Origin of the sequence: Dongia rigui, assembly GCF_034044635.1 — a bacterium.
Classification (GTDB): Bacteria; Pseudomonadota; Alphaproteobacteria; order Dongiales; family Dongiaceae; genus Dongia; species Dongia rigui.
On record NZ_JAXCLX010000001.1, the window covers coordinates 1,224,363 to 1,249,322 of the forward strand.

Below are 24,960 nucleotides of genomic sequence, written 5' to 3' on the forward strand. Positions count from 1 at the left end.
CCCGAGTCGAGTCGTGATCAAGCTGAACGAGAAATTCACGCTACGATTCGACTATGAGTATCACGATGTAACCTATCCATTGCTAATCGATACGGGCGAAATCCTCTATCCGAATCCACATCCAAATTTTGGCCTGATGCTCAACTGGGAAGATGCTCCGCGAGAAACAATTGCAAGTTTCGTATGGAGAATTGACCACAACAAGTCTGCTGCGCTGTGGAAGCTTGCCCAGACTGGATCATCTCTGTTTCCCGCTTACAGCCTCTGGCGCCAGATCGACAGAGCGATAGTCGAAGTTGCAATGAGCGGAATTACCGCGCCAGGCGGGATCGGCCATCATATGCGGCGCGCTCGTGAAGTGGCGACTATTGGCGGCTGGCACAACGGCAAATGGCATTCCGAGCTTCTGCGCCGTGTTGGAGAAGTGCAGTTCCTAAAGAAGACCAGCTATTTCTATCCTCGAAGGGTGCCGTTCTTTGGGTTGGACGCCGATAGACAACCATCGAAGTGGCGACCTGAAGGTGGCCAGCTTAATGGCGCCGACTTTCCGCTGGACACCTCAGAGCAGTTCATGGTCAACGATGCAGACGGCGCAACACTGTCCTTAGAAAGTAGCGGGCATAGCGCAAAGGGGCAGGTCGGGCTTGGAGGTGAAATAAAGCTCACATACCGCCGCGAAGATAAGGCACACACATTCAGTTTTCGGTTGCCTGATTTGACCATCGCGACGTATTCCGAGCCTGGCAAGATCGTTCCGCCTTCAATCGACCTATCCAAGCTGACTTATCGGGATCGCATAAAACTAAGCACATCGCATCAAGAACGCATGAGAGTAAATAAACTCAGCAAACCCCATTGGGAGGCCGGCAAATCGAAACAATGCTATTACGTAAACAGGTTCTTCCCATTCGGCGCACATTGGGAGGTCATGGATTATGGTGGGACCGAGAATACAGCCTATTCGGAGGCCCTCCTCGATTGCTGCATGAATGCTCTGCCCCTATGGCCTAGGTGGGCGACCGAGACTAACAAGCTGATGGCGAAAAGACTCGAAGCCGCCAAAGACCCGAGAGTTCATCCCTACTATCCAATCGGCGATCATCAGCGTGAATTGTGTCTAACGCCTGAATCATTGTCTATTGATCAGGATGCCTACTATGGGCACGTCATTCTAAGCGGGATGAACGTCAACTCATTCGCAACAGGCGTCCAAATGGTTGCTCTTAATCTCGCAGCGTTAGGAACACGCGCAAAGTTCGGTTGGACACAATTTTTTGGGTAGTCCCGCTCTGCTGTCGCGCCTTGCGGTTGCCTAAGCATCCTTGGAGGGCAAGGGAATACAATTTGTCATCCTCCGGGTGATGCTCGTTCCAGTAAAAGAGCGGCGACACGAGAGATCGTCGCGCCGCCGTTTGCACTCCCCGCTGAAGTCCTTTACGCCGGCCTTACGCCTTCGAGGAACTGCGTCACCGGTTGCCGCGGGGTGTCGGCCCGGCGCGAGAGTGACGAGGCCGTGCCGAGCACCTGGCTGGACGCGGCACCGGTTTCGCCGGCCGCTTGCGTCACGCCACCGACATTGGTCGAGACATCCAGCCTTCCTCGGCTTCCGCATGCTGTTCCCGCAGGAGAATGCGCTCGATACGGATTCCGATATCGAAGCGCGGCAGAAGATGGATATCTCGTTCACGCCCTTGGCCATGCCGGGCCTTTCCGGGCCAGGATCGATCGCCCTGGTCATCACCATGTCGACCACGGTGCAGCAATCGGGCGCCCTCTCCACGACGATGACCTATGTCGTGATCTCGATCGGCATCGTCATCACCGCCATCATCATCTGGTTTTGCCTGCGCGCCGCCGGCCTCCTCAATCGAGTGCTGGGCGCCAACGGCATCGCCGCCATGTCGCGCATCATGGGCTTCCTGATGGTCTGCATCGGCGTGCAATTCGTCATCAACGGCATCCAGGACCTGCTGCACGATCCCGATTTCTGGCCGGCAAGTTTCCCGCCGCCTGCCGTTAATAACGCACCTTGATAAGGCGAAGAGCCTAGGCCGCGACCGGAGCGGCGCTGGCACGGGCAAAGAGCAGCGTGACGGCGACGCCTTTGCCGGGGATGGAGAGGATGTCGACACTGGCCCTGGCGTTCTGGCGCAGGGACTGGACGATGAGGGCGCTGAGCTTGCCGGGCTTGGGCCAGACGACGCCGTCGCTGAGGCCAATGCCATCATCGGCGATGGTGACCTGGCAGCCCTTATCGTTGACCAGGCTGTGCAGCTTGATGGTACCGCCGTCGCGGCCGACAAAGGCATGTTTGAGGGCATTGGTGAGGAGTTCGTTGACCACCAGCCCGGCTGGCATGGCGACATTGACCGATACCGGCCAGGTGTCGACCTTGAGGTCGAGGCGAATGCCTTCGACGGCATGGGCTGACATCACCGCCGTAGCGATCTGGCTGAGATAGATCCCGAGATCGACGCTGTCGCCTTGGCCTTCGCTGGAGAGTGAGCGATAGAGCAGGGCCAGGGAATCGACGCGGCCGGCGAGCCGCTCGAACTTCTTGCCGGTCTCGTCACCATGGATGCTGCGGGCCTCCAGCCGGATGAGCGCCGTGATCATCTGCAGGTTGTTCTTGACCCGATGCTGCAGTTCAAGAAGTTGCGTGTCCTTGGCAGCGATCCGCTTTTGCAGCTCTTCATGCTCGGACTGGCTGCTGCGATTGACTTCGGCCAGCGCCACAAGCCGAAAGGCCGCTCTCCCGTCCTCGTCCTGGATGATGTTGGACCAGGCGTCGATCTGGACGGCGTTGTCTTGCATATTGATCTCGAAGGCGCCGACAAAATCCTCGTCGCCTCTGATCGCATCACTCAGGCCCCGCCCGTCTAAAGTGGCGACGGCATCGCCTGGCAGGACACTCCATGGTTGGCCCACGATTTCGGCCGCCGTCTTGCCGATCAGCCGTTCAAATTCCATATTGGCGTAGGTAATGACCTCCGGGCCCTGCAAGGTTGCCACGGCGATGGCAAAGGGCATGTGATCAAGGAACTGCTTGAACTGGTCACTGCCAAGAGCTCCGGCCAGATCCGGTGTGTCGAGCAATTGTGCATGCTGCGCCGCGTCCGCTTCGTCGCCTGTCATGCCCAACCCGCCTTGCTTCAAGTATGGCGCGTTATAGCAGGTATTGGCGTCAGAAACAGGCGCGACCTTTCCAACCGAAAGTCGGATAAAAGAACAAGTAGGAGCGCGCAGTCGAGCGCGCCCCTACTCCACACTCCCCCATTAAGCTGATCGCACGCCGTCCAGGAACTGCGTCACCGACTGACGCAGGGTATCGGCCTGGCGCGAGAGCGACGAGGCTGTACCAAGCACCTGGCTGGACGCGGCACCCGTCTCCCCGGCGGCCTGGGTGACACCGCCGATATTGGTCGAGACATCCTGCGTGCCTTGTGCCGCCTGCTGCACGTTGCGGGCGATTTCCTGTGTCGCTGCCCCCTGCTCCTGCACCGCCGAGGCAATGGTCGTCGTGATCTCGCTCATCTGGCCGATGATGTTGGAGATGCCTTTGATGGCACCCACCGCCTCGTCCGTGCTGGCCTGCATGCCGCTGATCTGGGCGCTGATGTCGTCGGTCGCTTTTGCGGTCTGCGTCGCGAGGTTCTTCACCTCCGATGCCACGACCGCAAAACCCTTGCCGGCCTCGCCCGCGCGTGCTGCCTCGATGGTGGCGTTGAGGGCCAGCAGGTTGGTCTGGCTGGCGATCTCGTTGATGAGGCCAACGACCGCACCGATCTTCTGCGCCGCTTCCGCAAGAATACGGACGGCGGCGTCGGTGCGCTCGGCATCGGCCACGGCCCTCCCCGCGATCTGGGTCGATTGCTCGACCTGACGGCTGATTTCGGCGACCGAGGCCGACAATTCGTCGGCGGCGGCAGCCACCGTCTGCACATTGGCAGAAGCCTGCTCGGAGGCGGCAGCGACGGCGGTCGCCTGCCGGCTGGTTTCCTCGGCTGTCGAGGACATGCTCTGCGCCGTCGCCTGCAACTCGGTCGAGGCGGAGGTCAATTGGCTGAGCTCGCTCGCCATGGTGTCGTCGAAGGTGCGGATCAGGCCGTCGACCACCGCCTGGCGGCGTTCCTTGGCACGCTGTTCCTCGGCCTGTTCGGCGCGAAGCGCCTCGGCGGCCGTCGCCGTGTCCTTGAAGACCTGGAGCGCCCGGGCAATGTCGCCGATCTCATCGCCGCGGGTACCGCCGGTGATGTCGATGGTCAGATCGCCCTGTGACAGGCGATTGAGGTTATCGATTGACCCGCTGAGCGGCTTGCTGATGCCGATCGTGGCCAGCAGATAGCCGAAAGCGAGACCACCCACGACACCAGCGACCGCCACCACGATCATGAGCGTCTGGGCAAAGGCCGCGTCGGCTGCAGCCTGGGCAGAGGTCTCTTCCGCCTGCTTGCTGACGTAATCGGAATAGGCACGGACGGTTTTCTGCAGCTGGTCGGCTTTAGGGCGTGTCGCTGTCAACTGATCTATGAGGGCTTGCTGCGCCTGGCCCAATTGCACGCTGGCCCCGATCTGCTTAGCGAGGGCGAATGTGCTTTCGAGCCCCGCATTGTAGTCGGCGAAGCTTGCCTCGACTTCGTCGAGAAGCTTGTTGCGGTTTTCACCCGCGGTACCACGCAGTTTCGCCAAGCGCTCGGCAAAAAGTTGGCGCTCCTCGGCAACGCGCTTCAAGCGCGCCTCTATGCCTTTCTCAGATGGGTCCAGCGCCAGGTTATATTCTGTCCGGTTGAGGGCGATGACGTTCTGATTGAGCCGGGCGCTGGTAAGGCCTTCAACTCCGTTCACCGTTACGTTATTGAGATCGGTCGCGGCGCTGCGGAGATAAGTGACACCCACACCGGCCACGGTTCCGATAATGACGGCCATCACGCCGACCAACAGAATCAGTTTCGAACGCATCTTCCAGTTGCTGAGTTTCATGGTTACGGCGCCTCCTGGATCGCCGACGGCCGGATGCTTCTTGCCCCGGCCACGCTGTGAATGGACGGAACGGCTAAACCTGTGATGACGGAGACCTGGACGCAGGCGGGCTTTCCCCTCGCGCTGCGATCAGGGACTGCAGATCTGCCAATGCGGCCACGATGTCACGGCCGATGGCCTCGAACTGAAAAAGGACTGGCGGCAGATCGGTGCCGGCGCGAATGGCGTAGCGCAGATCGTCGATGGCGCGGCTGTAGGCAACGGCGAGGGCCGAAAGGTGCGGCGCATCGCCCGCCACTGCGAAATCGTTGAGATCGTCAATCGCCCGTTCTGCGGCAGCGGCCAATTGTTCGCTGCGCGCTGCCAACACCGCATTTCGACGCATTTTCAATCGCGTATGCATCGGCCCCCCAGCCGGTTACCCGCCCCGCCGTAACGTCGGCGACCCACGACGGATCCAGCTCAGGCGAATCAACAGCGCCAGTGCCAAGTATTGAAAACTTGGGAACATTATCCGTGCATAAGAAAATCGTCCTCATTTATTAATTCTTTATTGATTGAGTACTGGGAACGACGATGCACGGCATGATTGTTCTTCTACGGTCAAAATTTACTTCTTCCCACGTCAAACCGTCGCCACTGGCCTGTTCGAAAATGCCCCAGACAGGATTGTGGTCACATGGGTGTGGCGCACGGCGTTATTTGAGGCTGCACCGCGGCATGCCGGACAAGAACAGATTTGGGCGACTGAATCGGCCGATGTGGCCGTTCCATGACAGATGGCGGGGCCATCAGTCTTTGGGACCGCGCTGATGCCGTTACGACATAATGGGCCTCCTCGGTCGATTACCTTCTCGACCGACGATGTGCCGCCGCCGCGGCGCCGCGCCTATTGGCAGGCGAGCCTCGCCGAGGTCCACCTCGCCATGGCGATCGAGCTGTCACCCGAGCGATCGTTTCATGCCGCACTGGAGGCGCACCCACTCCATGACATGATGGTGATAAAGGCCAGCATGACGGCGCATCGCGCCCGGAAATTGCCGTCCACTGCATTGATGGGTGAGGAGGAGCGTTGCCTGCTGCTGATCAATTTGGACGGGTATGTCGAATTGCGGCAGGGCCAGCGCGCTTTTTCCCTATCACGCCACGACATTGCGATGATCGATCTGCAGGAGCCGTTCGACTACCATATTCCGGAGCAGATCCTTGTTCTGGCGCTCAACCTGCCGCGGCAGTCGGTCGCGGAAAGATTGCCGCAAAGCGCGGACTTTGCCGGCATCAAACTGCCCGCCAGCCAGCCGATGCAACCGATTACGCTAAGCTTCTTCAACAATCTTTTCAGCACCACCGGCACTGCCGCCTTGCACCCGCCGACGTCGCTCCGCATTGCGGGCCATGCGGTCGATCTGCTTGGCATCGCCCTGGCCGATGTCATCGACAGTCGGCCCAACCCGTCGCCCTATCGCGCCAACCTGCTGCGCCGGATCAAGGATTTCATCGAGGAAAACCTGCACGAGCCGCTGCTGCGTGTGGAAACGGTGGCTGCCAAATACCGCATCAGCACGCGATACCTCGCCATGCTGTTTCGCGCCGACGGCACAACATTCAGCGATTTCCTGCGCCAGCGGCGGCTCGATCGCTGTCGCCGGCAATTGGAGGATCGGGGCGCGGCGCGGCGCCAGATTGGCGAAATCGCGCTGGGTGCGGGCTTCACCAGCCAGGCACATTTCAGCCGGCTGTTTCGAGCCACCTATCAGAAGACGCCGCGACAATACCGCAGCGCCTTCGAAGGCAAACCGGGCCCGACGCGGCCGACACCGGCGGCGCCCAAGCCCAAGGCAGAGATGGCGTAAACGTGCTCTTTAGGCCCGATTGATGGAGAGACCGCCATCAACCAGTGAGGCCGTCCCGGTGACGAAGCTGGCATCGTCCGAGACAAGGAACAGTGCCGCCCGTGCCAGTTCCTGGGGCTTGCCTTCGCGCTTCAGCGCATGAAGGCCTTTGAGATAGGTCTGCTCGGCCTCGGTGCTGTTCTTCTCACGGTACATCGGCGTGTCGACAGCACCGGGAAGGATCGAGTTCACCCGAATGTTCTTGGCGCCATATTCCGTGGCCAGCGCCTGGGTGAGGCCGATGAGACCGGATTTGCTGGCGGAATAGGCCGCCATGCCGGGGAACGACGCGCTGTAACCTACGAAGGTCGAGGTGAAGAGTACCGAACCGCCGCCGCGCTTTTCCATCGCCGGAATCTGATGCTTGGCGGCAAGGAACGAGCCGGTGAGGTTGACGGCGATGGCATTGTTGAAGTCCGCCTCGGTTACCTCGTGACTGGGGCCGACCGGGCCAAGCGTGCCGGCATTGTTGAAGGCGATGTCGAGGCCGCCGAAATGCGTCTCGGCGGCGGCGACCAGCGCCTGCTGATAGCTTTCCGAGGCGACGTCACCAGCGACCGCAACGGCTGCACCGCCGGCGGCCTTGATCTCGGCAACCAGACTGTCGAGTTCCCCCTGGCGGCGGGCGCCGACGACGACCTTGGCGCCTTCGGCAGCGAACAGCTTGGCCGTTTCGCGGCCGATGCCGGAGCTCGCACCCGTGATGATGGCGACTTTCCCTTTGAGACGATCCATGACGCACCTTCCTGTTTGTCTTGTCGGCGGGACCCGATGTCCCTCGCCTGATGAGAAGGAAGCTAGGCGCAAATCGATCTTGAATGAAGGCAGCGAAGATGGTCATATTATTCAGCTTTTATGAATAATGAGCAGAACCGATGGACCGCCTGCGCGCCTTCGAGGTTTTTGCGACCGTGGTGGCGAAGGGCAGCTTCATCAAGGCAGCCGACGCGCTCGACACCTCGCCCGCCAACGTGACGCGCTATGTAAACGAGCTGGAGGGGCATCTCGCCACCCGCCTCCTCAACCGCTCGTCGCGGAAATTGTCGCTGACCGAAAGCGGCACGGCGCTTTATGAGCGCTGCCGGGCGATCCTCGACGATGTGGCGGAGGCAGAGGCGATCGCCTCCCACACCGGCCTCAACCCACGGGGGCGCCTCCGCATCAATGCCGGCGTCACCTTCGGCATCAAGCATCTCAGCCCGCTCTGGCCCGTCTTCATGAAGAAGTATCCCGAGATCAACCTCGACATCGATCTCATCGACCGCGTCGTCGACATGGTGGAGGAAGGCTACGACCTTACCATCCGCGTTTCGCAGGCCGTGAGCCCGGCCAATCTGGTGGCAAAGAAGCTCGCGACCTCGCGCAACCTGGTCTGCGCGGCGCCGGCCTATCTCAAGGGGCGCGGGATGCCCAAGACACCGCAGGATCTGAGAGAGCACACCTGCCTCGGCTTTTCCTACGCCGCCACCGGGGACGAATGGCATTTCACCGGGCCGGACGGAAAGGCCCAGCGCGTCCGCATCACCTGCCCCTTCCACACCAATAACGGCGAGACCTTGCGTGCGGCAGCGCTTGCCGGGCATGGCATCATCCGGCCGGCGGCCTTTCTGGTGGGCGAGGACATCCGCGCCGGGCGGCTGGTGCGGCTGCTGCCGGACTATCAGATCAGCGACACCGATCTGCTGGCACTCTATCCCAGCCGCCGCCATGTCAGCGCCAAGGTGCGCGTGATGCTCGACTTCCTGGGTGCCGCCTTCAAGGGCACGCCGCCCTGGGACCGGGACCTGCTGCCTTATCGTTGAGTCTTCGGCCCGCCATCAAGGGTCGTGGCAACGACACCCGCGACGATGACCAGTGCCCCGCCCCAGGTGGCGATGCCGTAATGCTCGCCCAAAAAGAACGTGCCGATAATCAGCGCGGTACCCGCCGCGACATAGCCGATCTGGCTTAAATAGACCGGACCGCCTGCCACCTGCAGGCGGAAGAAGAGTGCAAACATCAGCGCCGCGATGGCAATTTGCGCCACGACCAGACCGGGTGCGTTGGCGAGTGCTGCGAAAGGCAATCCGCCGTCGAAGAGCAGCGCTGCCGCGATGAGAAACAGCGCCGCTGCCGCGTTGCTGCCCATGGCAAGCACGAGGGGGGCGCCGCCTTCGGGCCAGTCGACCGTGCGATAGATATTGCCGGCGGCAAGGCTCAAGGGAATGACAAGGGCGCCCAGCGCCCAGGCGAGATCAGCCGGGCGGCCCACCTGCCCCTTCGAGAAGACGACGATGAGCGCGCCGACGCAGCCGAGGAGGATGCCGAAGACGCCGAGTGCGCCCGGGCGCTTCGTACCCAGCACGATCGAGAAGGTGAGCGTCATGATCGGCGATAGCGTGAAATAGATCGCCGCCATGCCGGCACCCAGATGCGGAATCGCCGCATAGATGACGAGATTGGGAATGACGTAGGAGAGCAGCGCCGTGCCGACGTAATAGCGCAAATGGCGCCTGTTGAGATGCACAGGCTGGCGTCGCAGCAGAATGACGGCAAGCAGCACCAAGGCACCGCCGGCGGCGATGGCGAAAGACCAGCCGGCCGCCGAAATGCCGCTCTCGCGCCCCAACTTGCCCAATGGCGCGTTCAGCCCCAGCAGGATGCCGGTCGAAAGCAGGAGCCGAAGGGCAAGCAGACGTTGGGCGGCGGGCATGGCGTTCTTGGGCGAAAGTGAGGGTGAAATCCCCCCTCCCTACCCTCCCCCTGAAGGGAGAGGGTTTCAAAGCGAGGTATCGATCCAAACTCGGCCCCAAAGCCCCTCTCCCTTCAGGGGGAGGGGTTGGGGTGGGGGCCTTAGTGACGGGTGTTACGCAACCGTATCGACATGGCCGTTGGCATCGCCGGCCGGTTTCGGGTCGCCCTTGGCGACGCCGACCAGGGCCGGGCGCAGCAGGCGGTCATGCATGACATAGCCGGCCTGCAGCACCTGGACGACGGTACCGGAGGGATGCGCCGTCCCCGGTACCTCGAACATTGCCTGGTGCAGGTTGCTGTCGAACTTCTCGCCTTCCGGCCAGATGCGCTTGATATGCTGGCGGGTAAAGGCGGCATCCAACTGGCGCTCGGTCGCCGAGACGCCGTCATGGAGCGATTTCAGCGCCCCATCGCCGGCCAGTGCGTCGGCCGGAATGGCCGCCAGCGCCCGGTGCAGATTGTCGGCGACGTCGAGCATTTCCTTGGCGAAGGTCGAGGCGGCGTACTTCGCCGTCTCGTCGCGTTCGCGGGTGAGGCGCCGGCGCGTGTTCTCGGTTTCCGCCACCGCGCGCAGCAGCTGGTCCTTCATGGCGAGGTAGTCGGCCTGGAGTGCGGCAAGGTCCACCGCACCTTCCGGTGCGGCCGCACCCTCATCGCTCCCGCTGACGGGATTTTCCACAAAGTCTTTTTCTTCTGAACCCGTCATGACGACGTCGAACTCCTAAATCACGAAAACAAATGGGTGGATCAGCCGAGGATTCGGCCGATGACCTTGGCGGTATAATCCACCATGGGGATGATGCGCGCATAATTAATGCGGCTGGGGCCGATGACCCCGATGGCGCCGATCAGCCGTCGCTGGCTGTCGCGATAGGGTGAAATCACGGCCGAGCAGCCAGCGAGGCCGAAGAGGTCGTTTTCGGCGCCGATATAGATCTGCACGCCATCGGCCACTTCCGCCGCTTCGACCAATTTAAGCAACTGCTCCTTGGTTTCAAGGGCGGCAAAAAGCGAGCGCAGGCGCTCCAAATCGCCGATTCCGGTCACGTCCTCAAGGAGATGCGCCTGCCCGCGCACGATGAGGGCCCCGGTGTTATCCTCCCGCGACCAGGAGGCGAGACCTGCCGCAACCACCTTCTTGGCAAGCTCATCGAGAACCGCGCGCTCACCTTCGAGTTCCCCCAGAATCTGGTCGCGCCCCATGACAAGCGTGCGGCCCGAGAGGCGGGTGGTGAGGTAGTTGGTCGCTTCGACCAGCGCCGATGACGGCAGGCCCAGCGGTACGTCGATGATTCGATTCTCGACCATGCCGCCCTCGGTCACCATGACGACCAGCGCGCGACCAGGCCCCAGATGAACAAATTCGATATGTTTCAAGGGCCTGTCGGTCTTGGGTGCCAGGACCATGCCAGCGCAGCGCGAGAGGCCCGAGAGCATCAAGGTCGCCTGATCGAGCACTTCGGGAAGCGAGCGGCCACTCGCCGCGCATTGTCCATCGATCGAGGCGCGGTCGTCCTCGGTGAGGCCGCCGGTTTCCATCAGGCCATCGACGAAGAGCCGCAGGCCGAGATCGGTCGGCAGGCGCCCCGCCGACGTGTGGGGGGCGAACAGAAGGCCCAATTCCTCGAGATCGGCCATGACGTTGCGAATCGTCGCCGGCGACAATTGCCCGCCGGCCAGCTGTCCAAGGCGGCGCGAGAGGGTCCGCGACCCCACCGGCTCGCCGGTTTCGACATAAGCCTCGACGATGGTGCGAAAGATATCGCGCGAGCGGGCCGACATTTCGCTCAGCACCGGTCGGTGCTGGACGGACGTCAGAGCGGAATTTGGTTTATATTGCATGGCGTTGCCAAAGGTTTCCGACTCTATCTATGCGGCCCTGCGACCAGGTTCAACAGAGTTTACCATTATGCAGGCTCAATGTTCCGGCAGCAAATCCCCGACGCGTTGGAATCAAGCGTTAACGAATATTAACCAAACCTGGGATGCGCAACCGCAGCGTAAATTGCGGCGTATTGCCGCATTCGGCCCAGGGTTTTGGCGTTACGCGTCGCTCCGGGGGATTTCAGCGTCTTCTTTCAGGCACTTCCTGCGACATCTTACCCCTGGCGAAGCTTGAGCTAGATCAAGACCCCGTGTAGTTTCAACCTGCTTCCGGTGTATTTCCAGCATACTGGATTCCGGAGCACGAAATCTTGTAGGGGATGCGCGATGCGGGGGTAGCCGGGGGTCGGCCGCCTTTGATCGCGAGATTGATCATGCCAGGGTTGTCGGGACCAAATCCAGCTTCAAGGATAATAATCCCAACACCCTAGCCACAACGGATGGGACCGATATGTTTCTCACGCGCATGAACGACTGGGTGTCCGCCACTGGAACCCGTCTGACGATTGCCTCGGCTCTGCTGGGCACCACCATGCTGGGAGGTGCCGGTTCGGCCCTTGCCCAGGAAGCCGTCATCGGCGCTGCGAAGCCCGAGCAGCTTGGCATGCAGGAAGCAGCGACCTCGATCGCCGCCGACAGCCATCATTTCCACAACATGATCCTGCTGCCGATCATCACCATCATCACGGTCTTCGTGATGCTGCTGCTGCTCTATATCATGTTCCGTTTCCGCGCCTCGAAGAACCCGGTGCCGTCAAAGACGACGCATCATACCGGTCTCGAGATCGCCTGGACGGTCATCCCCATCCTGATCCTGATCGTCATTTCGATCCCCAGCTTCAAGCTGCTCTACAAGCAGCTCGATTTGCCCAAGACCGACCTCACCATCAAGGCGATCGGCCACCAGTGGTACTGGTCCTACGAGTATCCGGACAATGGCAACTTCACCTTCGACGCCAACATGATCCAGACCGCCGATCTGAAGCCGGGCCAGTTGCGCCTGCTGGAGACCGACAACGAAGTGGTCGTTCCCGTCGGCAAGAACATCCGCATCCAGATCACCTCGACCGACGTGATCCATTCCTGGACCGTGCCCAGCTTCGGCATCAAGCACGACGCCGTGCCGGGTCGGGTGAACGAAAGCTGGTTCAACGTCGATGCCGACAAGCCCGGCATCTATTACGGCCAGTGCTCGGAACTGTGCGGCACCGCCCATGCCTTCATGCCGATCAAGGTGCGCGCTGTGCCGGAGGCAGAATTCCAGGCCTGGATCGCCGAAGCACAGAAGAAATTCGCCAAGGTAGACGGGGTCACCGCCCCGGGCAGCAATCCGACCGACGTCGCGATCGCAGCCCCGGTCGCCACCCAGCCGGCCAATTGAGAACATAGCTAATCCGAGTAGGGACAAGAGCCATGAGCCCCGTCAGTACACACCATCACGAAGAAGCCCATCACGACCATCATCCGACCGGTCTGGGCCGCTACCTGTTCTCGACGAACCATAAGGACATCGGCACGATGTACCTTATCTTCGCGATCTGCGCCGGTCTCATCGGCGGCCTCTTCTCGGTCTATATGCGCGCCGAGCTGATGCATCCCGGCATCCAGATTTTCGGCACCGACGCCCAGGTCGACGGCCAGCGTTGGAACGTCTTCATCACGGCCCACGCGCTGATCATGATCTTCTTCACGGTCATGCCGGCCCTCATCGGCGGTTTCGGCAACTGGTTCGTGCCACTCATGATCGGTGCGCCCGACATGGCGTTCCCGCGCATGAACAACATCAGCTTCTGGCTGCTGATCCCCTCGATCGCCCTTCTCGTCGGCTCGTCCTTCGTCGATGGCGGCGTCGGTGGCGGCTGGACGCTCTATCCGCCGCTCTCCGATGAAGGCCAGCCGGGCATGGCGGTCGACATGGCCATCTTCTCGATGCACCTTGCCGGTGCCTCGTCGATCCTGGGCGCCATCAACTTCATCACCACCATCTTCAACATGCGCGCACCCGGCATGACGCTGCACCGCATGCCGCTGTTCGTGTGGTCGGTGCTGGTGACGGCCTTCCTGCTGCTGCTGTCGCTGCCCGTCTTCGGTGGCGCCATCACCATGCTGCTCACCGACCGCAATTTCGGCACGGCCTTCTTCAAGCCGGACCAGGGCGGTGATCCGATCCTCTTCCAGCACCTGTTCTGGTTCTTCGGCCATCCGGAAGTGTACATTCTCATCCTCCCGGGCTTCGGCATCATCAGCCAGATCGTCTCGACCTTCTCGAAGAAGCCGGTGTTCGGCTATCTCGGCATGGCCTACGCGATGGTTGCCATCGGCTTCGTCGGCTTCGTCGTCTGGGCGCACCACATGTATACGGTGGGCCTTGATGTCGACACCCGCGCCTACTTCACCGCCGCCACCATGGTCATCGCCGTGCCGACGGGTGTGAAGATCTTCTCGTGGATCGCCACCATGTGGGGCGGGTCGATCGAGTTCAAGGTGCCCATGGTCTGGGCCTTCGGCTTCATCTTCCTGTTCACCGTCGGCGGTGTGACGGGCGTGGTGCTGGCCAATGGCGGTCTCGACCAGAGCCTGCACGACACCTATTACGTCGTCGCCCACTTCCACTACGTGCTGAGCTTGGGTGCGGTCTTCTCGATCTTCGCTGCCTATTACTATTGGATCAGCAAGATCACGGGGCGCGAGCATCCGGCCTGGGCGGGTCATCTGCACTTCTGGACGACCTTCGTCGGCGTCAACCTGACCTTCTTCCCGCAGCACTTCTTGGGGTTGGCCGGCATGCCGCGCCGCTATCCGGACTATCCGGACGCCTATGCCTTCTGGAACGAGGTTTCGTCGTACGGTGCCTTCATCGCCTTCGGTTCGACCTTGTTCTTCGTGGTGATGGCGCTCTATTCGGCCTTCGCCGGTAAGAAGGCCGCCGCCAATCCGTGGGGCGTGGGTGCCACGACCCTGGAATGGACGCTGCCCTCGCCGCCGCCGTTCCACACCTTTGAAGACCTGCCGGTGATCGAGCCGGCCAAGCACCACTAAGTGTTACGAAGCGGGCGGCGGAGCGATCCTCCGCCGCCCGATTGGTTTTTGGCCAGATTGGTTTTGGACGGAAATTTTTCGAATGCCTAAAGTGCGCCACAACGCGCTCGACCTGTCGCTTGAGAGCGAAGCCGCATCTGAATTGGTGCTGGCTGGCGCACGCGTGGGCGATTTCTGGGCCTTGCTGAAGCCGCGGGTAATGTCGCTGGTGGTCTTCTCTGGCTTCGCTGGGCTTTATGTGGCCCCCGGACATATTCATCCGCTGATCGGCGCTGTCGCCGTTCTGTGCATCGCCGTTGCCGCCGGCGCCTCCGGCGCCATGAACATGTGGTACGACCGCGACATCGACAGCATCATGAGCCGGACCTGCGGCCGCCCGATCCCCAAGGGTTATGTGGCGCCGGAACAGGCCCTGGCCTTTGGCCTCACCCTCTCGATCTTTTCCGTGATGCTGATGGGCCTTGCGGTCAACCTCGCCGCTGCCGTCCTTTTGGCGTTCACGATCTTCTTCTATGTCGTCATCTATACGATGTGGCTGAAGCGCCGCACGCCGCAGAACATCGTCATCGGCGGCGCCTCGGGCGCTTTCCCGCCGATGATCGGCTGGGCAGCCGTCACCGGCCGCATCGACATCGCCTCGATCGCCCTCTTTCTGCTGATTTTCATGTGGACGCCGCCGCATTTCTGGGCGCTCGCTTTGTGGCGCAACCCGGATTACGCCAAGGCCGGCGTGCCGATGATGCCGGTGGTGGCCGGCATGGACTCTACCAAGAAGCAGATGCTGGTCTACACGCTGCTGCTGGCGCCCATTGCGCTTGCCCCCGTGTATCTTGGCGTTGCCGGCTGGATCTATGGCGCAACCGCCATCGCGCTCAATCTCGGCTTCATCTATCACGCCGTGCGGGTCCTCAAGAGCGAGGCCGGCGACATGAAGTGGCCCAAGCGCATGTTCGGCTTCTCGCTGCTTTATTTGTTCCTGCATTTTGCCGTCCTGATGATCGACCGCGCGCCTGGTCTAATTCCGGGCCTGGTCGCCCTCATCGGCGGGAGTATTTGATCATGACCGACGCCAACAAAATCGACATCGAGCGCCAGAAGCGCCTGAAGCAGCGCAACTGGGCATTGGCCGGCGCCCTGGTCCTGTTCGTGGTACTGGTTTTCGTCGTCTCCATCGTGAAGATGGGTGGTGCGTGATGGCCAAGCCAACCTTAAGCCAGCGCAATCGCAACACCATGATGATGCTGGTCGGCGTCGTTGCCGGCATGATCGGCCTCGCCTACGCCTCGGTCCCGCTTTACGACCTCTTCTGCAAGGCGACCGGCTTTGGTGGCACACCGCAGCGCGCGGCCGAGAACAAGAGCATGGTCGGCACCCGCGACATGACGGTGAGCTTCAGCACGGATCTGGGGCAAGGCATGCCGTGGCATTTCCAGCCCGAAGTCCGCAAGATGGAAGTGCGCACCGGCGTCACCTACAAGGCGCTGTTCATCGCCGAGAACCCGACCGACCGGACGATCACTGGATCGGCCACCTTCAACGTGTCGCCGGATATCTTCGGCCAGTATTTCGTCAAGGTGCAGTGCTTCTGCTTCGACAAGCAGGTGCTGAAACCCGGCGAGCGGGTGGAAATGCCCGTCGTCTTCTTCCTCGACCCCAAGCTCGAGGAAGACCCCTATCTCACCAAGCTGCGCGACGTGACATTGGCCTACACCTTCTTCCAGGTGCCCAATGACCCGGATGTGGCGGCGGGCGAGAGCGTTACGAAGACTGAGATCAAGCCGGCGGAAGCTGGCCAAGGTAGCGGCAGTTAAGTAGATTATCGCGGAAATCCGGTCGATCAGGGGAAAGTTGCCCGGGGTGATCGGTCGTTTTGAAAGAGAGAGTAGAAGCCATGAGCGACGCGGCCCATAAGCCAAACCATCCCTATCATCTCGTCAACCCGAGCCCCTGGCCGCTGGTCGGCAGCCTTGCCGGCGGCGTGTTCTTCATGGGCATGGTGCTCTATATGCACGACAAACTGCCCCTCTGGGCCATTGCCCCGGGCCTGGTGATGATCCTTGGCACGATGTATGGCTGGTGGCGCGACGTGGTGCGCGAGGCGCAGATCGACAAGGCGCATAACCCGGTCGTGCAGATTGGCCTGCGCTATGGCATGGCCCTCTTCATCGCCTCGGAAGTGATGTTCTTCGTCGCCTTCTTCTGGGCGTTCTTCGATTCCTCGCTCTTCCCCAAGGAAGCGATCGGCGGCGTCTGGCCGCCCAAGGGCGTCCAGGTCCTTGACCCGCTGGAAATCCCGCTGCTCAACACCCTCATCCTGCTGCTCTCGGGCTGCACGGTGACCTGGGCGCATCACGCCCTGCGCGAAGGCAACCGCGCGGATTTCATCAAGGGCCTGACCATCACCGTCATCCTCGGCCTCATCTTCACCAGCCTGCAGGCTTTCGAGTACATGCATGCCCCGTTTGCCTTCAAGGACGGCATCTATTCGTCGACCTTCTACATGGCGACCGGCTTCCACGGCTTCCATGTCATCGTCGGCACCCTGTTCCTGCTGGTCTGCCTCATTCGCGGTATCAAGGGCGACTTCACACCAGACCATCACTTCGGCTTCGAAGCTGCCGCCTGGTACTGGCACTTCGTCGACGTGGTTTGGCTGTTCCTGTTCACCTTCGTCTATATCTGGGGCTCCGGCTCCAACTATTGATGAACGAAGCTGTCGTGTTTGGGTGAGGGGTGCCGATGCTTCCCTCACCCGTCCTGACCGGACTAGCCTGCCGTTGCCCGCGCTGTGGGCAAGGCAGGCTTTTTCGTGGCGTACTGTCACTCAACGAGACCTGCCCGCAATGCGGCGCCGACCTCAAGAGCGCCGATAGCGGCGACGGGCCGGCCGTTTTCATCATCATGATCTTGGGTGCCATTGTCGCACCGCTGGCGATTTGGCTGGAATTCGCGCTCGAGCCACCCATCTGGGTCCATATCTTGCTGTGGCCGGTCGTCGTCCTGGGTGGCGCCATCGGCCTGCTGCGGCCGATGAAGGGCGTGCTGATCGCCCTTCAATTCCATCACCAGGCCGCCGAACATCGTAACGAATAGATTGCCTCATATGACACGCTCCTTCCGACCCGGCACGTTCAAACCAGGCCTATGGCCGACCCTTTTCACCGTCCCCGCCGTGCTGTTCATGGTGGCGCTCTGCGTCTGGCAGGTGCAGCGCCTCTATTGGAAGGAAGGATTGATCAACGAGCGGGTCGAGCGCACGACAGCCGCCCCCATTGCACTGCCGCCGGTGGGCAGCACGCTGGATGAAGTCGAGTTCCGCCGCGTGGCCTTGAGCGGCCAGTTCGACCATGCCCACGAATTTCTGATGCCGGCGCGCTCGCAGAACGGCAATGTCGGCTTCTGGATCGTGACGCCGTTCCATCAGGAAGGCGGTGGCGATGTGCTGGTCAATCGCGGCTGGGTGCCGGACGGATTCCAGGATCCGGCGCAGCGCATGGGCGGGCAGCTTGCCGGGCCTGTATCCTTCGACGGCATCTTGCGCCTGCCGCAGGTCAAAGCCTGGTTCCAGCCGGACAATGAACCGGACAAGAACCGCTGGTTCTATCTGGCGCCGGCCGAAATGGCGAAAGCAAGCGGCCTGCCGTTCCGCACCGATCTTTATCTCGACGCGGTGAAGACGGAGATTCCGGGGAACTATCCGCTGGGCGGGCAGACCCGCATCCAGTTGCCCAATGATCATCTGCAATATGCCATTACCTGGGGCGCCCTCGCCTTGGCGCTCGCCGTGATCTATGGCATTCATGGCTTCAAGGCAGCAACCGCGCCGAAGGAGTGAACGCCATGACCAGCAACGCCTATGCCCGGTTGGAGAAACGCTTCCACCGCATGGGAACCTTGAGCGAAGCGGCCGGCATGCTGCATTGGGACATGGCGGCGGTCATGCCCGAAGGCGGGCATGAATCGCGCGCCGAACAGCTGGCGACGCTCAATGTCATCAGCCACGAATTGCTGACAGCGGCGGAGACGGCGGACCTCCTGGCCGAGGCGCAGGATCATGGCCTCGATGACTGGCAGCGGGCCAATCTCAAGGAGATGCGCCGGGTGCATGGCCATGCCACGGCCCTCACCCCCGATTTCGTCGAAGCCAGCACCAAGGCGCGTGCCGCCTGCGAAAAGACCTGGCGCGAGGCGCGCCCCAAGGGCGATTTCAAGCTGGTTCTCCCCCAGTTGCAGACGGTCCTGGACCTCACCCGAGAGGCGGCGGCCGCAAAGTCAGCAAAGCTCGGCCTCTCGCCCTATGACGCGCTCATGGACGAGTTTGAGCCCGGCGCCCGCGCTGCCGACATCACGCCGATCTTCGACGATTACGCGGCCTTCCTGCCGGAATTCCTGGGGCGCGTGCTGGAGCATCAGAAGCGCCAGCCGGCGATCGTCGAGCCTAAAGGGCCCTTCAGCATCGAAACGCAGAAAAAGCTCGGCGAGAAGCTGATGGGCGTCATCGGCTTCGACTTCAACCATGGGCGGCTCGATACCTCCCTCCATCCCTTCTGCGGCGGTACGCCGGACGATGTGCGCATCACCACGCGCTATAACGAGGCGCAGTTCGCCGACGCCATGATGGGCGTTGTGCATGAAACCGGCCATGCCATGTATGAGCGCGGCCTGCCCGCTTCGTGGCGGCGCCAGCCCGTCGGCCAGGCGCGCGGCATGGCATTGCATGAAAGCCAGTCGCTGATCATCGAGATGCAGGCGGCGCGCAGCCCCGCCTTCTGCCGCTTCCTGTCGCCGCTGCTGAATGCCACCTATGCCGGCAACGAGGCCGCCTTCACGCCGGAAAACCTCGCCCGCTTCTATACAAGGGTCGAGCCCGGCTTCATCCGCGTCTCGGCCGATGAGGTGACCTATCCCGCCCATGTCATCCTGCGCTATCGCCTGGAACAGGCGCTGATTGGTGGCGACCTCAAGCTCGTCGATCTGCCGGGCGCCTGGAACGAGGGGATGCAGCAGCTCCTGGGCCTGACCGTCACCAACGACCGCGAGGGATGCCTGCAGGATATCCATTGGTTCGATGGGGCCTTTGGCTATTTCCCCTGCTATAGCCTGGGGGCCATGACGGCGGCCCAGTTCTTTGCGGCGGCGACCGCCGCCGAGCCCGGCATCCCGGCGGCGATCGAGCAGGGCGATTTCCGGCCCCTCATCGGTTGGCTGCGGACCCATGTCCATGCCCGCGCCTCGAGTCTCAGTTCCCCGGACATCATCAAGGCCGCGACCGGCCGCCCCCTCGATGCCGGCATTTTCCGCCAGCATTTGGCGCGGCGATATCTCGGAACCGCCTAAAATCGGGCCGATTGGTAAAGGGGCGCACACCTACATCTGTAAGGTGTTCCGGAAATCACTTAATCGCTTGAGTGAGTCGTCCCGCCTTGGCAGCATGGCAGCCGGACGGGATGAATGAAGAAAAGCGGCGGCAGATCTTGGCAAACGATTGAACCGGCACGGCGCCCTTATGTGGCGCTGCTGGCGCTGATCAGTGTCGCCTTCGCCTATCGCACCGCCTACAACATCGCCGATTGCTGGCCAGGCATCGCGCCGGTCCTGTGGGGGGCGCCGGCCTTCCTGCTGGCGCCGCTGCTGCTCTTTGGTCGACGCAGCGCCCCATTTCTGCTGGGAACAGCCATCTTGGCGCAATATCTGCTGCAGCAAGATTGGCGTCTCGCCATCGTGGCCGGGTGCGCCGATCTTGCCGGTGCAGCACTGGTCAGCGTCGCTCTCACCCGCTGGTCGCCGATCGATCTCAGACTGCGTCGCCAGCGCGATTTGTGGCAGTTCCTGCTCTTTGCGGCCCTGGTGGTGCCGGTCGGCATCGCGGTGGCGACAGCCTTTCTGGCACCGCTGTTCGAGGTCGAACTCGACCCCGTCTCCGGCTCGCTGCTGCTGCTCGCCACCAATGCCGTGGCCCTGCTGTCGGCAGCCCCCTTCATGCTGATCTGGACGACGCAGGTGCAGTCGCGCCCACCCTACCCCGCCGAATATGGCTGGGCGCTCCTCGCCATTGGCCTGTTCGTCTGGCTGACCCTGTGGCCACCCCTCCCCGTCATCGGGGAACTGGTCTTCTTCTGCGCCATCGGCCTGCCCGCCGTCTTCTATGTGCTGACCCGCTATGGCCGGCGCGGGGCGAGCCTTGCTGCCCTGGCTTTTGCCCTGGTGCTGGCAACCGGCGCCAATCAGGGCGCGGTGCTGTTCCATCATGTCACCGCCACCTATGAGCATGCCGCATTGGTGATGTTTCTACTTAGCTGCGAACTGGGCCTCATCGCCGTTGCCGTGGCGCGGTCCGAGCACGACCGCCAGCAAGACCGCATCGCCGAGAATGAATCGCGCCTCAAGATCCTGATCGACAACAACAAAGTCTCGCCCTATGCGATGCCGGGACCGGAATTCATCACCTACAGTTTCATCAGCGACCGCATCGAGGCGATGACCGGCTATTCGGTCACAGAATGGCACCGGCCCAAGGCCTGGTTCGGCTTCATGGCGCCGGAAGACCGCACGCGCATGGAAGTCATCACCGGGCGGGACCTCAAGCCCGACCAGGACTACGAATGGGAATACCGCCTGATTCATCGCGACGGCTCGACGGTGTGGATCCGCGATCTCTTCCGCATCGACCGCAAGGTCGACGGTTCGCTGGAGCTGCGCGGCATGATGACCGACGTCACGGTCCTGAAAAGCCGCGAACTGGCCCTGGCCCAGCGCGAGCATGAATTGCAGGAAGCGCGCCGCCATGCCGAGCAGGCCAACCGCGCCAAATCGAGTTTCCTTGCGTCGATGAGCCACGAACTGCGTACGCCGATGAACTCGATCATCGGCTTTGCCGAGGTCCTGAGCGCCGAGGCCTTCGGCTCGCTGACGCCCAAGCAACGCGAATATATCGAGGACATTGCCGAATCCGGCCAGCACCTCCTCACCCTTATCAACGACATCCTCGACATGTCGAAGATCGAGGCCGGGCGCTTCGAACTCAACGAGGAGCTGGGCGAGTTGGTGCCGCTGATCTCTGGCTCCGTGCGCCTCAACGAGCGCCAGGCGGCCAAGCGCGGTGTGACCATCGAGATCGACAATCCGGTGCGGGGTCTTGGCGTCTTTGCCGACCAGCGCAGCATCCGCCAGATCCTCATCAACCTCATTTCCAATGCCGTCAAATTCAGCCATCCCGGCGGCGTGGTCAGCGTCAGCGTCCACCGGCCGCCGGAAGGGGCAGGCGATGGCCTTGCGATCGCAGTCAGGGATCGCGGCATCGGCATGGCGCCGGAGACCCTGGCCCGCATCTTCGAGCCTTTCTTCCAGGGTTCCGACGCCGATTTCCGCCACAAGCGAGAGGGAACCGGCCTCGGCCTCGCCATCTCGCAGAAGCTCGCTGAAATGCATGGCGGTCGGATCAGCATCGCAAGTGGCCTTGGCGAAGGGACGACGGTGACCCTCACCCTGCCCGAAGTGCGCCTGCACCAGCTGGAAACCGCCCTGCAGGCAACGAGTTAGCCGCATTTGCCATCGCGGATTGGCCCGCATGACAATTTCGCAAGGCCCCAGCCCGCAGGAACGTGCGGGCTTTGCTTGTCAGGCGTCCCTCACCCTCCTAATTTGAGGCCGATTTAGCCCGCATTTCCTTCTAACGAGGTTCCCTTGCGTTACATCAGCACCCGCGGCCAGGCGCCCAAGCTCAATTTCGAGGCCGCTCTGCTCACGGGTCTTGCCCGCGATGGCGGGCTCTATGTGCCCGAGACCTGGCCGCAGTGGAGCGCCGGGCAGTTCCGCAAACTGGCCGGCAAGCCCTATGAGCAAGTGGCCGCCGCGGTGACCAAGCCCTTCATCGGCAGCAGCCTCAAAACCGCGCAGTTGGACAAGGCCATTGCAGCCGCCTATGGCACCTTCCGCCACCAGGCCGTCGCACCCCTGGTGCAGGTCGATGAAAGCCTGTGGCTGATGGAGCTGTTCCACGGCCCGACACTGGCCTTCAAGGATGTGGCGTTGCAGCTCCTCGGCCAGCTCTATGACATCGTGCTCAAAGAGCGCGGCGAGCGCATCACCGTGGTGGGTGCCACATCGGGCGACACAGGCTCGGCAGCGCTTGAGGCCTGCAAGAACCGCCAGTCGATCGACATCTTCATCCTGCACCCCAAGGGCCGCGTTTCCGACGTGCAGCGCCGGCAGATGACGACGATCGAAGCCGACAACATCCACAACATCGCCATCGACGGGTCGTTCGACGATTGCCAGGACATGGTCAAGGCCATGTTCAATGACCCGAAATTCCGCGACCGCGTCAACATGTCGGCGGTGAATTCGATCAACTGGGCGCGCGTGATGGCGCAGATCGTCTATTACGTGACCGGTGCTTTGGCATTGGGCGCCCCGGACCGCGCCGTCAATTTTGCCGTGCCATCGGGCAATTTCGGCAATGTCTTTGCAGGCTACGCCGCCCGTGCGATGGGCCTGCCGATCGACCAGTTGATCGTGGGGTCGAACCGCAATGACATCCTGACCCGCTTCTTCAATTCAGGAGCGATGAAGATGAGCAAGGTCGCCCCCTCGCTCTCGCCCTCGATGGATATCCAGGTTTCCAGCAATCTCGAACGCCTGCTGTTCGACCTCTTCGACCGCCAGGGCAAGAAGCTCGGCCAAGCCATGACCGATTTCCGCGAGACCGGCAGCTTTGCGGCACCCAAGAGGGGCTGGGCCGCCACTGCCAAGCTCTTCAAGGCGTATAAGCTCGACGACCGCGAGACGCTGGCCGCCATGCGCGATGTCCACAAGCGCACCGGCATGCTGGTCGACCCGCATTCGGCGATCGGCCTCGCCGCGGCCCTGGAAGCACGCATATCCGGTAAAGGCAGCGCCACGCCGACCATCGCCCTGGCGACGGCGCATCCGGCCAAGTTCCCCGACGCCGTCGAGAAGGCCACTGGCATTCGCCCTGCTTTGCCGGCACACCTTGCGGACCTCCTTTCGCGCAAGGAACGGCTTTCGGAGCTACCCAATGACCTCGGGAAGGTGCAAGACTACGTCCTTGCCCATACTCGGCTCGGCCATAACCGCTAGGACCCACACGCATTGGACATGATCACCAACAAGGCGGATGCCAGCGTCGAGATCACCACGCTCGACAACGGCTTCCGCATCGCCAGCGACCGCATGGCATCGGTCGAGACCGTCTCTCTGGGCGTCTGGGTGGGCATCGGCACCCGCCACGAAGATGCGGCTGAAAATGGCGTCTCGCATCTTTTGGAACACATGGCCTTCAAGGGCACCAAGCGCCGCTCCGCCCGCGATATCGCCGTCGAGATCGAGAATGTGGGCGGTGTCCTCAACGCCTATACCGGGCGCGAACAGACCGCCTATTACGCCAAGGTGCTCGCCGAAGACCTGCCGCTTGCCGTAGATATCATCGCCGACATCCTGCAACACTCGACCTATGACGCGACCGAATTGGAGCGCGAGCGTGGCGTCATCCTGCAGGAGATCGGCCAGGCCGAGGACACGCCGGACGACATCGTCTTCGACTATTTCCAGGAAGCGGCCTTTCCGGGACAGAGCATGGGCCGGCCGGTGCTGGGTCGCGCCGACATCATCGAACGCTTGAGCGCCGAAGAAATCGCCGCCTATCAAAGCAGCCGCTATCGCCCCGGCAATATGGTGCTCTCGGCCGCCGGCAATCTGGAGCATGCGCGGCTGGTCGACCTCGCCCTCAAAGCCTTCGACAACCTGCCGCGTGGCAATAGCGGGGTGCCGGAAGCCGCCCGCTATCAGGGCGGTGAATCGCGCTTCGATCGCGATCTCGAACAGGCCCATATCCTGCTGGGCTTCGACGGCATCGGCATTCACGACCCGGACTATTACACCAGCGCCGTGCTGTCGCAGCTGTTCGGCGGCGGCATGTCATCGCGCCTCTTTCAGGAAGTGCGTGAGAAGCGCGGCCTGGTTTACGGCATCCACAGCTTTGCCAGCGCCTGGAACGATGCCGGCCTCTTTGGCATCTATGCCGGCACGGGCGAGAAGGAAGCCGGCGAATTGCTGCCCATCGTCTGCGATGAGCTGTTGAAGCTGCCGGACGATATCTCGGAAGAGGAACTCCGCCGCGCCGCCGCCCAGCTCAAGGCCGGGATCCTGATGGCGCGGGAAAAGACCAGTGCGCGCTGCGAACATCTGGCGGCACAGATCCTGATCCATGACCGGGTCATGACCCCGGCCGAGATCGTCGCCAAGGTCGACGCCGTCGGCATCGAGGACCTCGCCCGCGTCGCCCGGCGCCTCATTGCCAGCACACCGACCCTGACCGCCATGGGGCCTGTCGGCCAGGTCATGGACCTTGCATCTTTGCGCGGCCGCCTGCAGGCTTGACCCCCGGGGAGCCGCTATCGCCATCGCCACTGCG

Annotated in this window: 24 protein-coding genes; 16 read left to right on the forward strand and 8 right to left on the reverse strand. The window is 62.1% G+C overall.

Going from position 1 to position 24,960, the window contains the following annotated elements; genetic code table 11:
* Positions 1-13 precede the first annotated feature (13 nt).
* Entirely contained in the window at positions 14-1,282 is a 1,269-nt protein-coding gene (locus SMD31_RS05510; RefSeq protein WP_320499796.1) for a hypothetical protein, read from the forward strand.
* Positions 1,283-1,434: 152 nt separating this feature from the next.
* Here the strand turns inward: SMD31_RS05510 and SMD31_RS05515 are convergent, their stop codons facing one another.
* A complete protein-coding gene (locus SMD31_RS05515; protein ID WP_320499797.1) occupies positions 1,435-1,566 on the reverse strand; it encodes a hypothetical protein in 132 nt (43 codons plus the stop codon).
* Positions 1,567-1,610: 44 nt separating this feature from the next.
* Between SMD31_RS05515 and SMD31_RS05520 the strand changes: the two genes are divergently transcribed.
* The gene (locus tag SMD31_RS05520) at positions 1,611-2,033 is read left to right on the forward strand and encodes a MarC family protein (RefSeq protein ID WP_320499798.1); all 423 of its coding nucleotides are present in this window, start codon (positions 1,611-1,613) and stop codon (positions 2,031-2,033) included.
* A gap of 13 nt (positions 2,034-2,046) precedes the next feature.
* Here SMD31_RS05520 and SMD31_RS05525 read toward each other — a convergent pair whose 3' ends face one another.
* The 3 genes from SMD31_RS05525 to SMD31_RS05535 form a co-directional block, all read right to left on the reverse strand.
* On the reverse strand, positions 2,047-3,135 hold the full coding sequence (locus SMD31_RS05525) for a sensor histidine kinase (RefSeq protein WP_320499799.1): 1,089 nt from the start codon (positions 3,133-3,135) through the stop codon (positions 2,047-2,049).
* Positions 3,136-3,276: 141 nt separating this feature from the next.
* A complete protein-coding gene (locus SMD31_RS05530) occupies positions 3,277-4,980 on the reverse strand; it encodes a methyl-accepting chemotaxis protein (RefSeq protein WP_320499800.1) in 1,704 nt (567 codons plus the stop codon).
* 73 nt (positions 4,981-5,053) lie between these two features.
* Positions 5,054-5,365, reverse strand: a complete 312-nt coding sequence (locus tag SMD31_RS05535; protein ID WP_320499801.1) for a hypothetical protein — start codon at positions 5,363-5,365, stop codon at positions 5,054-5,056.
* A 427-nt stretch (positions 5,366-5,792) separates the two neighbouring features.
* Here SMD31_RS05535 and SMD31_RS05540 point away from each other — a divergent pair, with 427 nt between their 5' ends.
* Positions 5,793-6,833: a helix-turn-helix domain-containing protein gene (locus SMD31_RS05540; protein WP_320499802.1), complete on the forward strand. Its 1,041-nt coding sequence runs from the start codon at positions 5,793-5,795 to the stop codon at positions 6,831-6,833.
* A 9-nt stretch (positions 6,834-6,842) separates the two neighbouring features.
* Here SMD31_RS05540 and SMD31_RS05545 read toward each other — a convergent pair whose 3' ends face one another.
* Positions 6,843-7,607, reverse strand: coding sequence for an SDR family oxidoreductase (locus SMD31_RS05545; RefSeq protein WP_320499803.1), 765 nt, complete (start codon positions 7,605-7,607; stop codon positions 6,843-6,845).
* Positions 7,608-7,747: 140 nt separating this feature from the next.
* Here SMD31_RS05545 and SMD31_RS05550 point away from each other — a divergent pair, with 140 nt between their 5' ends.
* Positions 7,748-8,674: a LysR family transcriptional regulator gene (locus tag SMD31_RS05550; protein WP_320499804.1), complete on the forward strand. Its 927-nt coding sequence runs from the start codon at positions 7,748-7,750 to the stop codon at positions 8,672-8,674.
* On the opposite strand, the gene SMD31_RS05555 is transcribed toward SMD31_RS05550, so the two are convergent.
* The 3 genes from SMD31_RS05555 to hrcA all read right to left on the reverse strand — a co-directional run bounded on the left by SMD31_RS05555 (position 8,665) and on the right by hrcA (position 11,447).
* Positions 8,665-9,564 (reverse strand): DMT family transporter, encoded by a 900-nt coding sequence (locus SMD31_RS05555; protein ID WP_320499805.1) that lies wholly within the window; start codon positions 9,562-9,564, stop codon positions 8,665-8,667. The genes SMD31_RS05550 and SMD31_RS05555 overlap by 10 nt on opposite strands.
* Before the next feature lie 153 nt (positions 9,565-9,717).
* Positions 9,718-10,311, reverse strand: a complete 594-nt coding sequence (gene grpE, locus SMD31_RS05560; protein ID WP_320499806.1) for a nucleotide exchange factor GrpE — start codon at positions 10,309-10,311, stop codon at positions 9,718-9,720.
* A 41-nt stretch (positions 10,312-10,352) separates the two neighbouring features.
* Positions 10,353-11,447 (reverse strand): heat-inducible transcriptional repressor HrcA, encoded by a 1,095-nt coding sequence (gene hrcA / locus SMD31_RS05565; RefSeq protein ID WP_320499807.1) that lies wholly within the window; start codon positions 11,445-11,447, stop codon positions 10,353-10,355.
* Between the two features lie 493 nt (positions 11,448-11,940).
* Here hrcA and coxB point away from each other — a divergent pair, with 493 nt between their 5' ends.
* From coxB to SMD31_RS05625, 12 genes are all read left to right on the forward strand, one after another.
* Entirely contained in the window at positions 11,941-12,870 is a 930-nt protein-coding gene (gene coxB / locus SMD31_RS05570) for a cytochrome c oxidase subunit II (protein ID WP_320499808.1), read from the forward strand.
* 32 nt (positions 12,871-12,902) lie between these two features.
* Positions 12,903-14,528, forward strand: coding sequence for a cytochrome c oxidase subunit I (gene ctaD / locus SMD31_RS05575; protein ID WP_320499809.1), 1,626 nt, complete (start codon positions 12,903-12,905; stop codon positions 14,526-14,528).
* A gap of 82 nt (positions 14,529-14,610) precedes the next feature.
* Positions 14,611-15,585: a heme o synthase gene (cyoE, locus tag SMD31_RS05580; RefSeq protein ID WP_320499810.1), complete on the forward strand. Its 975-nt coding sequence runs from the start codon at positions 14,611-14,613 to the stop codon at positions 15,583-15,585.
* Positions 15,586-15,587: 2 nt separating this feature from the next.
* The gene (locus SMD31_RS05585) at positions 15,588-15,722 is read left to right on the forward strand and encodes a hypothetical protein (protein ID WP_320499811.1); all 135 of its coding nucleotides are present in this window, start codon (positions 15,588-15,590) and stop codon (positions 15,720-15,722) included.
* Positions 15,722-16,339: a cytochrome c oxidase assembly protein gene (locus tag SMD31_RS05590; RefSeq protein ID WP_320499812.1), complete on the forward strand. Its 618-nt coding sequence runs from the start codon at positions 15,722-15,724 to the stop codon at positions 16,337-16,339. The genes SMD31_RS05585 and SMD31_RS05590 overlap by 1 nt, the downstream gene beginning before the upstream one ends.
* An 80-nt stretch (positions 16,340-16,419) precedes the next feature.
* Positions 16,420-17,232, forward strand: coding sequence for a cytochrome c oxidase subunit 3 (locus tag SMD31_RS05595; protein WP_320499813.1), 813 nt, complete (start codon positions 16,420-16,422; stop codon positions 17,230-17,232).
* Between the two features lie 35 nt (positions 17,233-17,267).
* The gene (locus SMD31_RS05600) at positions 17,268-17,621 is read left to right on the forward strand and encodes a DUF983 domain-containing protein (RefSeq protein ID WP_320499814.1); all 354 of its coding nucleotides are present in this window, start codon (positions 17,268-17,270) and stop codon (positions 17,619-17,621) included.
* Positions 17,622-17,631: 10 nt separating this feature from the next.
* Positions 17,632-18,363: an SURF1 family protein gene (locus SMD31_RS05605; protein ID WP_320499815.1), complete on the forward strand. Its 732-nt coding sequence runs from the start codon at positions 17,632-17,634 to the stop codon at positions 18,361-18,363.
* A gap of 5 nt (positions 18,364-18,368) precedes the next feature.
* Entirely contained in the window at positions 18,369-19,865 is a 1,497-nt protein-coding gene (locus SMD31_RS05610) for a carboxypeptidase M32 (protein WP_320499816.1), read from the forward strand.
* 114 nt (positions 19,866-19,979) lie between these two features.
* On the forward strand, positions 19,980-22,067 hold the full coding sequence (locus SMD31_RS05615; protein WP_320499817.1) for a sensor histidine kinase: 2,088 nt from the start codon (positions 19,980-19,982) through the stop codon (positions 22,065-22,067).
* A gap of 144 nt (positions 22,068-22,211) precedes the next feature.
* Positions 22,212-23,627: a threonine synthase gene (gene thrC, locus SMD31_RS05620; RefSeq protein ID WP_320499818.1), complete on the forward strand. Its 1,416-nt coding sequence runs from the start codon at positions 22,212-22,214 to the stop codon at positions 23,625-23,627.
* An 18-nt stretch (positions 23,628-23,645) separates the two neighbouring features.
* Positions 23,646-24,926, forward strand: coding sequence for a M16 family metallopeptidase (locus SMD31_RS05625; RefSeq protein WP_320499819.1), 1,281 nt, complete (start codon positions 23,646-23,648; stop codon positions 24,924-24,926).
* Positions 24,927-24,960 lie beyond the last annotated feature (34 nt).

What these genes read in the sequence shown, in the direction of transcription:
- SMD31_RS05520 (WP_320499798.1), top strand. Translation starts at nt 1,611, where the DNA reads ATGCTGTTCCCGCAGGAGAATGCGCTCGATACGGATTCCGATATCGAA.
- SMD31_RS05525 (WP_320499799.1), bottom strand. Translation starts at nt 3,135, where the DNA reads ATGACAGGCGACGAAGCGGACGCGGCGCAGCATGCACAATTGCTCGAC.
- SMD31_RS05530 (WP_320499800.1), bottom strand. Translation starts at nt 4,980, where the DNA reads ATGAAACTCAGCAACTGGAAGATGCGTTCGAAACTGATTCTGTTGGTC.
- SMD31_RS05535 (WP_320499801.1), bottom strand. Translation starts at nt 5,365, where the DNA reads ATGCGTCGAAATGCGGTGTTGGCAGCGCGCAGCGAACAATTGGCCGCT.
- SMD31_RS05540 (WP_320499802.1), top strand. Translation starts at nt 5,793, where the DNA reads ATGCCGTTACGACATAATGGGCCTCCTCGGTCGATTACCTTCTCGACC.
- SMD31_RS05545 (WP_320499803.1), bottom strand. Translation starts at nt 7,607, where the DNA reads ATGGATCGTCTCAAAGGGAAAGTCGCCATCATCACGGGTGCGAGCTCC.
- SMD31_RS05550 (WP_320499804.1), top strand. Translation starts at nt 7,748, where the DNA reads ATGGACCGCCTGCGCGCCTTCGAGGTTTTTGCGACCGTGGTGGCGAAG.
- SMD31_RS05555 (WP_320499805.1), bottom strand. Translation starts at nt 9,564, where the DNA reads ATGCCCGCCGCCCAACGTCTGCTTGCCCTTCGGCTCCTGCTTTCGACC.
- grpE (WP_320499806.1), bottom strand. Translation starts at nt 10,311, where the DNA reads ATGACGGGTTCAGAAGAAAAAGACTTTGTGGAAAATCCCGTCAGCGGG.
- hrcA (WP_320499807.1), bottom strand. Translation starts at nt 11,447, where the DNA reads ATGCAATATAAACCAAATTCCGCTCTGACGTCCGTCCAGCACCGACCG.
- coxB (WP_320499808.1), top strand. Translation starts at nt 11,941, where the DNA reads ATGTTTCTCACGCGCATGAACGACTGGGTGTCCGCCACTGGAACCCGT.
- ctaD (WP_320499809.1), top strand. Translation starts at nt 12,903, where the DNA reads ATGAGCCCCGTCAGTACACACCATCACGAAGAAGCCCATCACGACCAT.
- cyoE (WP_320499810.1), top strand. Translation starts at nt 14,611, where the DNA reads ATGCCTAAAGTGCGCCACAACGCGCTCGACCTGTCGCTTGAGAGCGAA.
- SMD31_RS05585 (WP_320499811.1), top strand. Translation starts at nt 15,588, where the DNA reads ATGACCGACGCCAACAAAATCGACATCGAGCGCCAGAAGCGCCTGAAG.
- SMD31_RS05590 (WP_320499812.1), top strand. Translation starts at nt 15,722, where the DNA reads ATGGCCAAGCCAACCTTAAGCCAGCGCAATCGCAACACCATGATGATG.
- SMD31_RS05595 (WP_320499813.1), top strand. Translation starts at nt 16,420, where the DNA reads ATGAGCGACGCGGCCCATAAGCCAAACCATCCCTATCATCTCGTCAAC.
- SMD31_RS05600 (WP_320499814.1), top strand. Translation starts at nt 17,268, where the DNA reads ATGCTTCCCTCACCCGTCCTGACCGGACTAGCCTGCCGTTGCCCGCGC.
- SMD31_RS05605 (WP_320499815.1), top strand. Translation starts at nt 17,632, where the DNA reads ATGACACGCTCCTTCCGACCCGGCACGTTCAAACCAGGCCTATGGCCG.
- SMD31_RS05610 (WP_320499816.1), top strand. Translation starts at nt 18,369, where the DNA reads ATGACCAGCAACGCCTATGCCCGGTTGGAGAAACGCTTCCACCGCATG.
- SMD31_RS05615 (WP_320499817.1), top strand. Translation starts at nt 19,980, where the DNA reads ATGAAGAAAAGCGGCGGCAGATCTTGGCAAACGATTGAACCGGCACGG.
- SMD31_RS05625 (WP_320499819.1), top strand. Translation starts at nt 23,646, where the DNA reads ATGATCACCAACAAGGCGGATGCCAGCGTCGAGATCACCACGCTCGAC.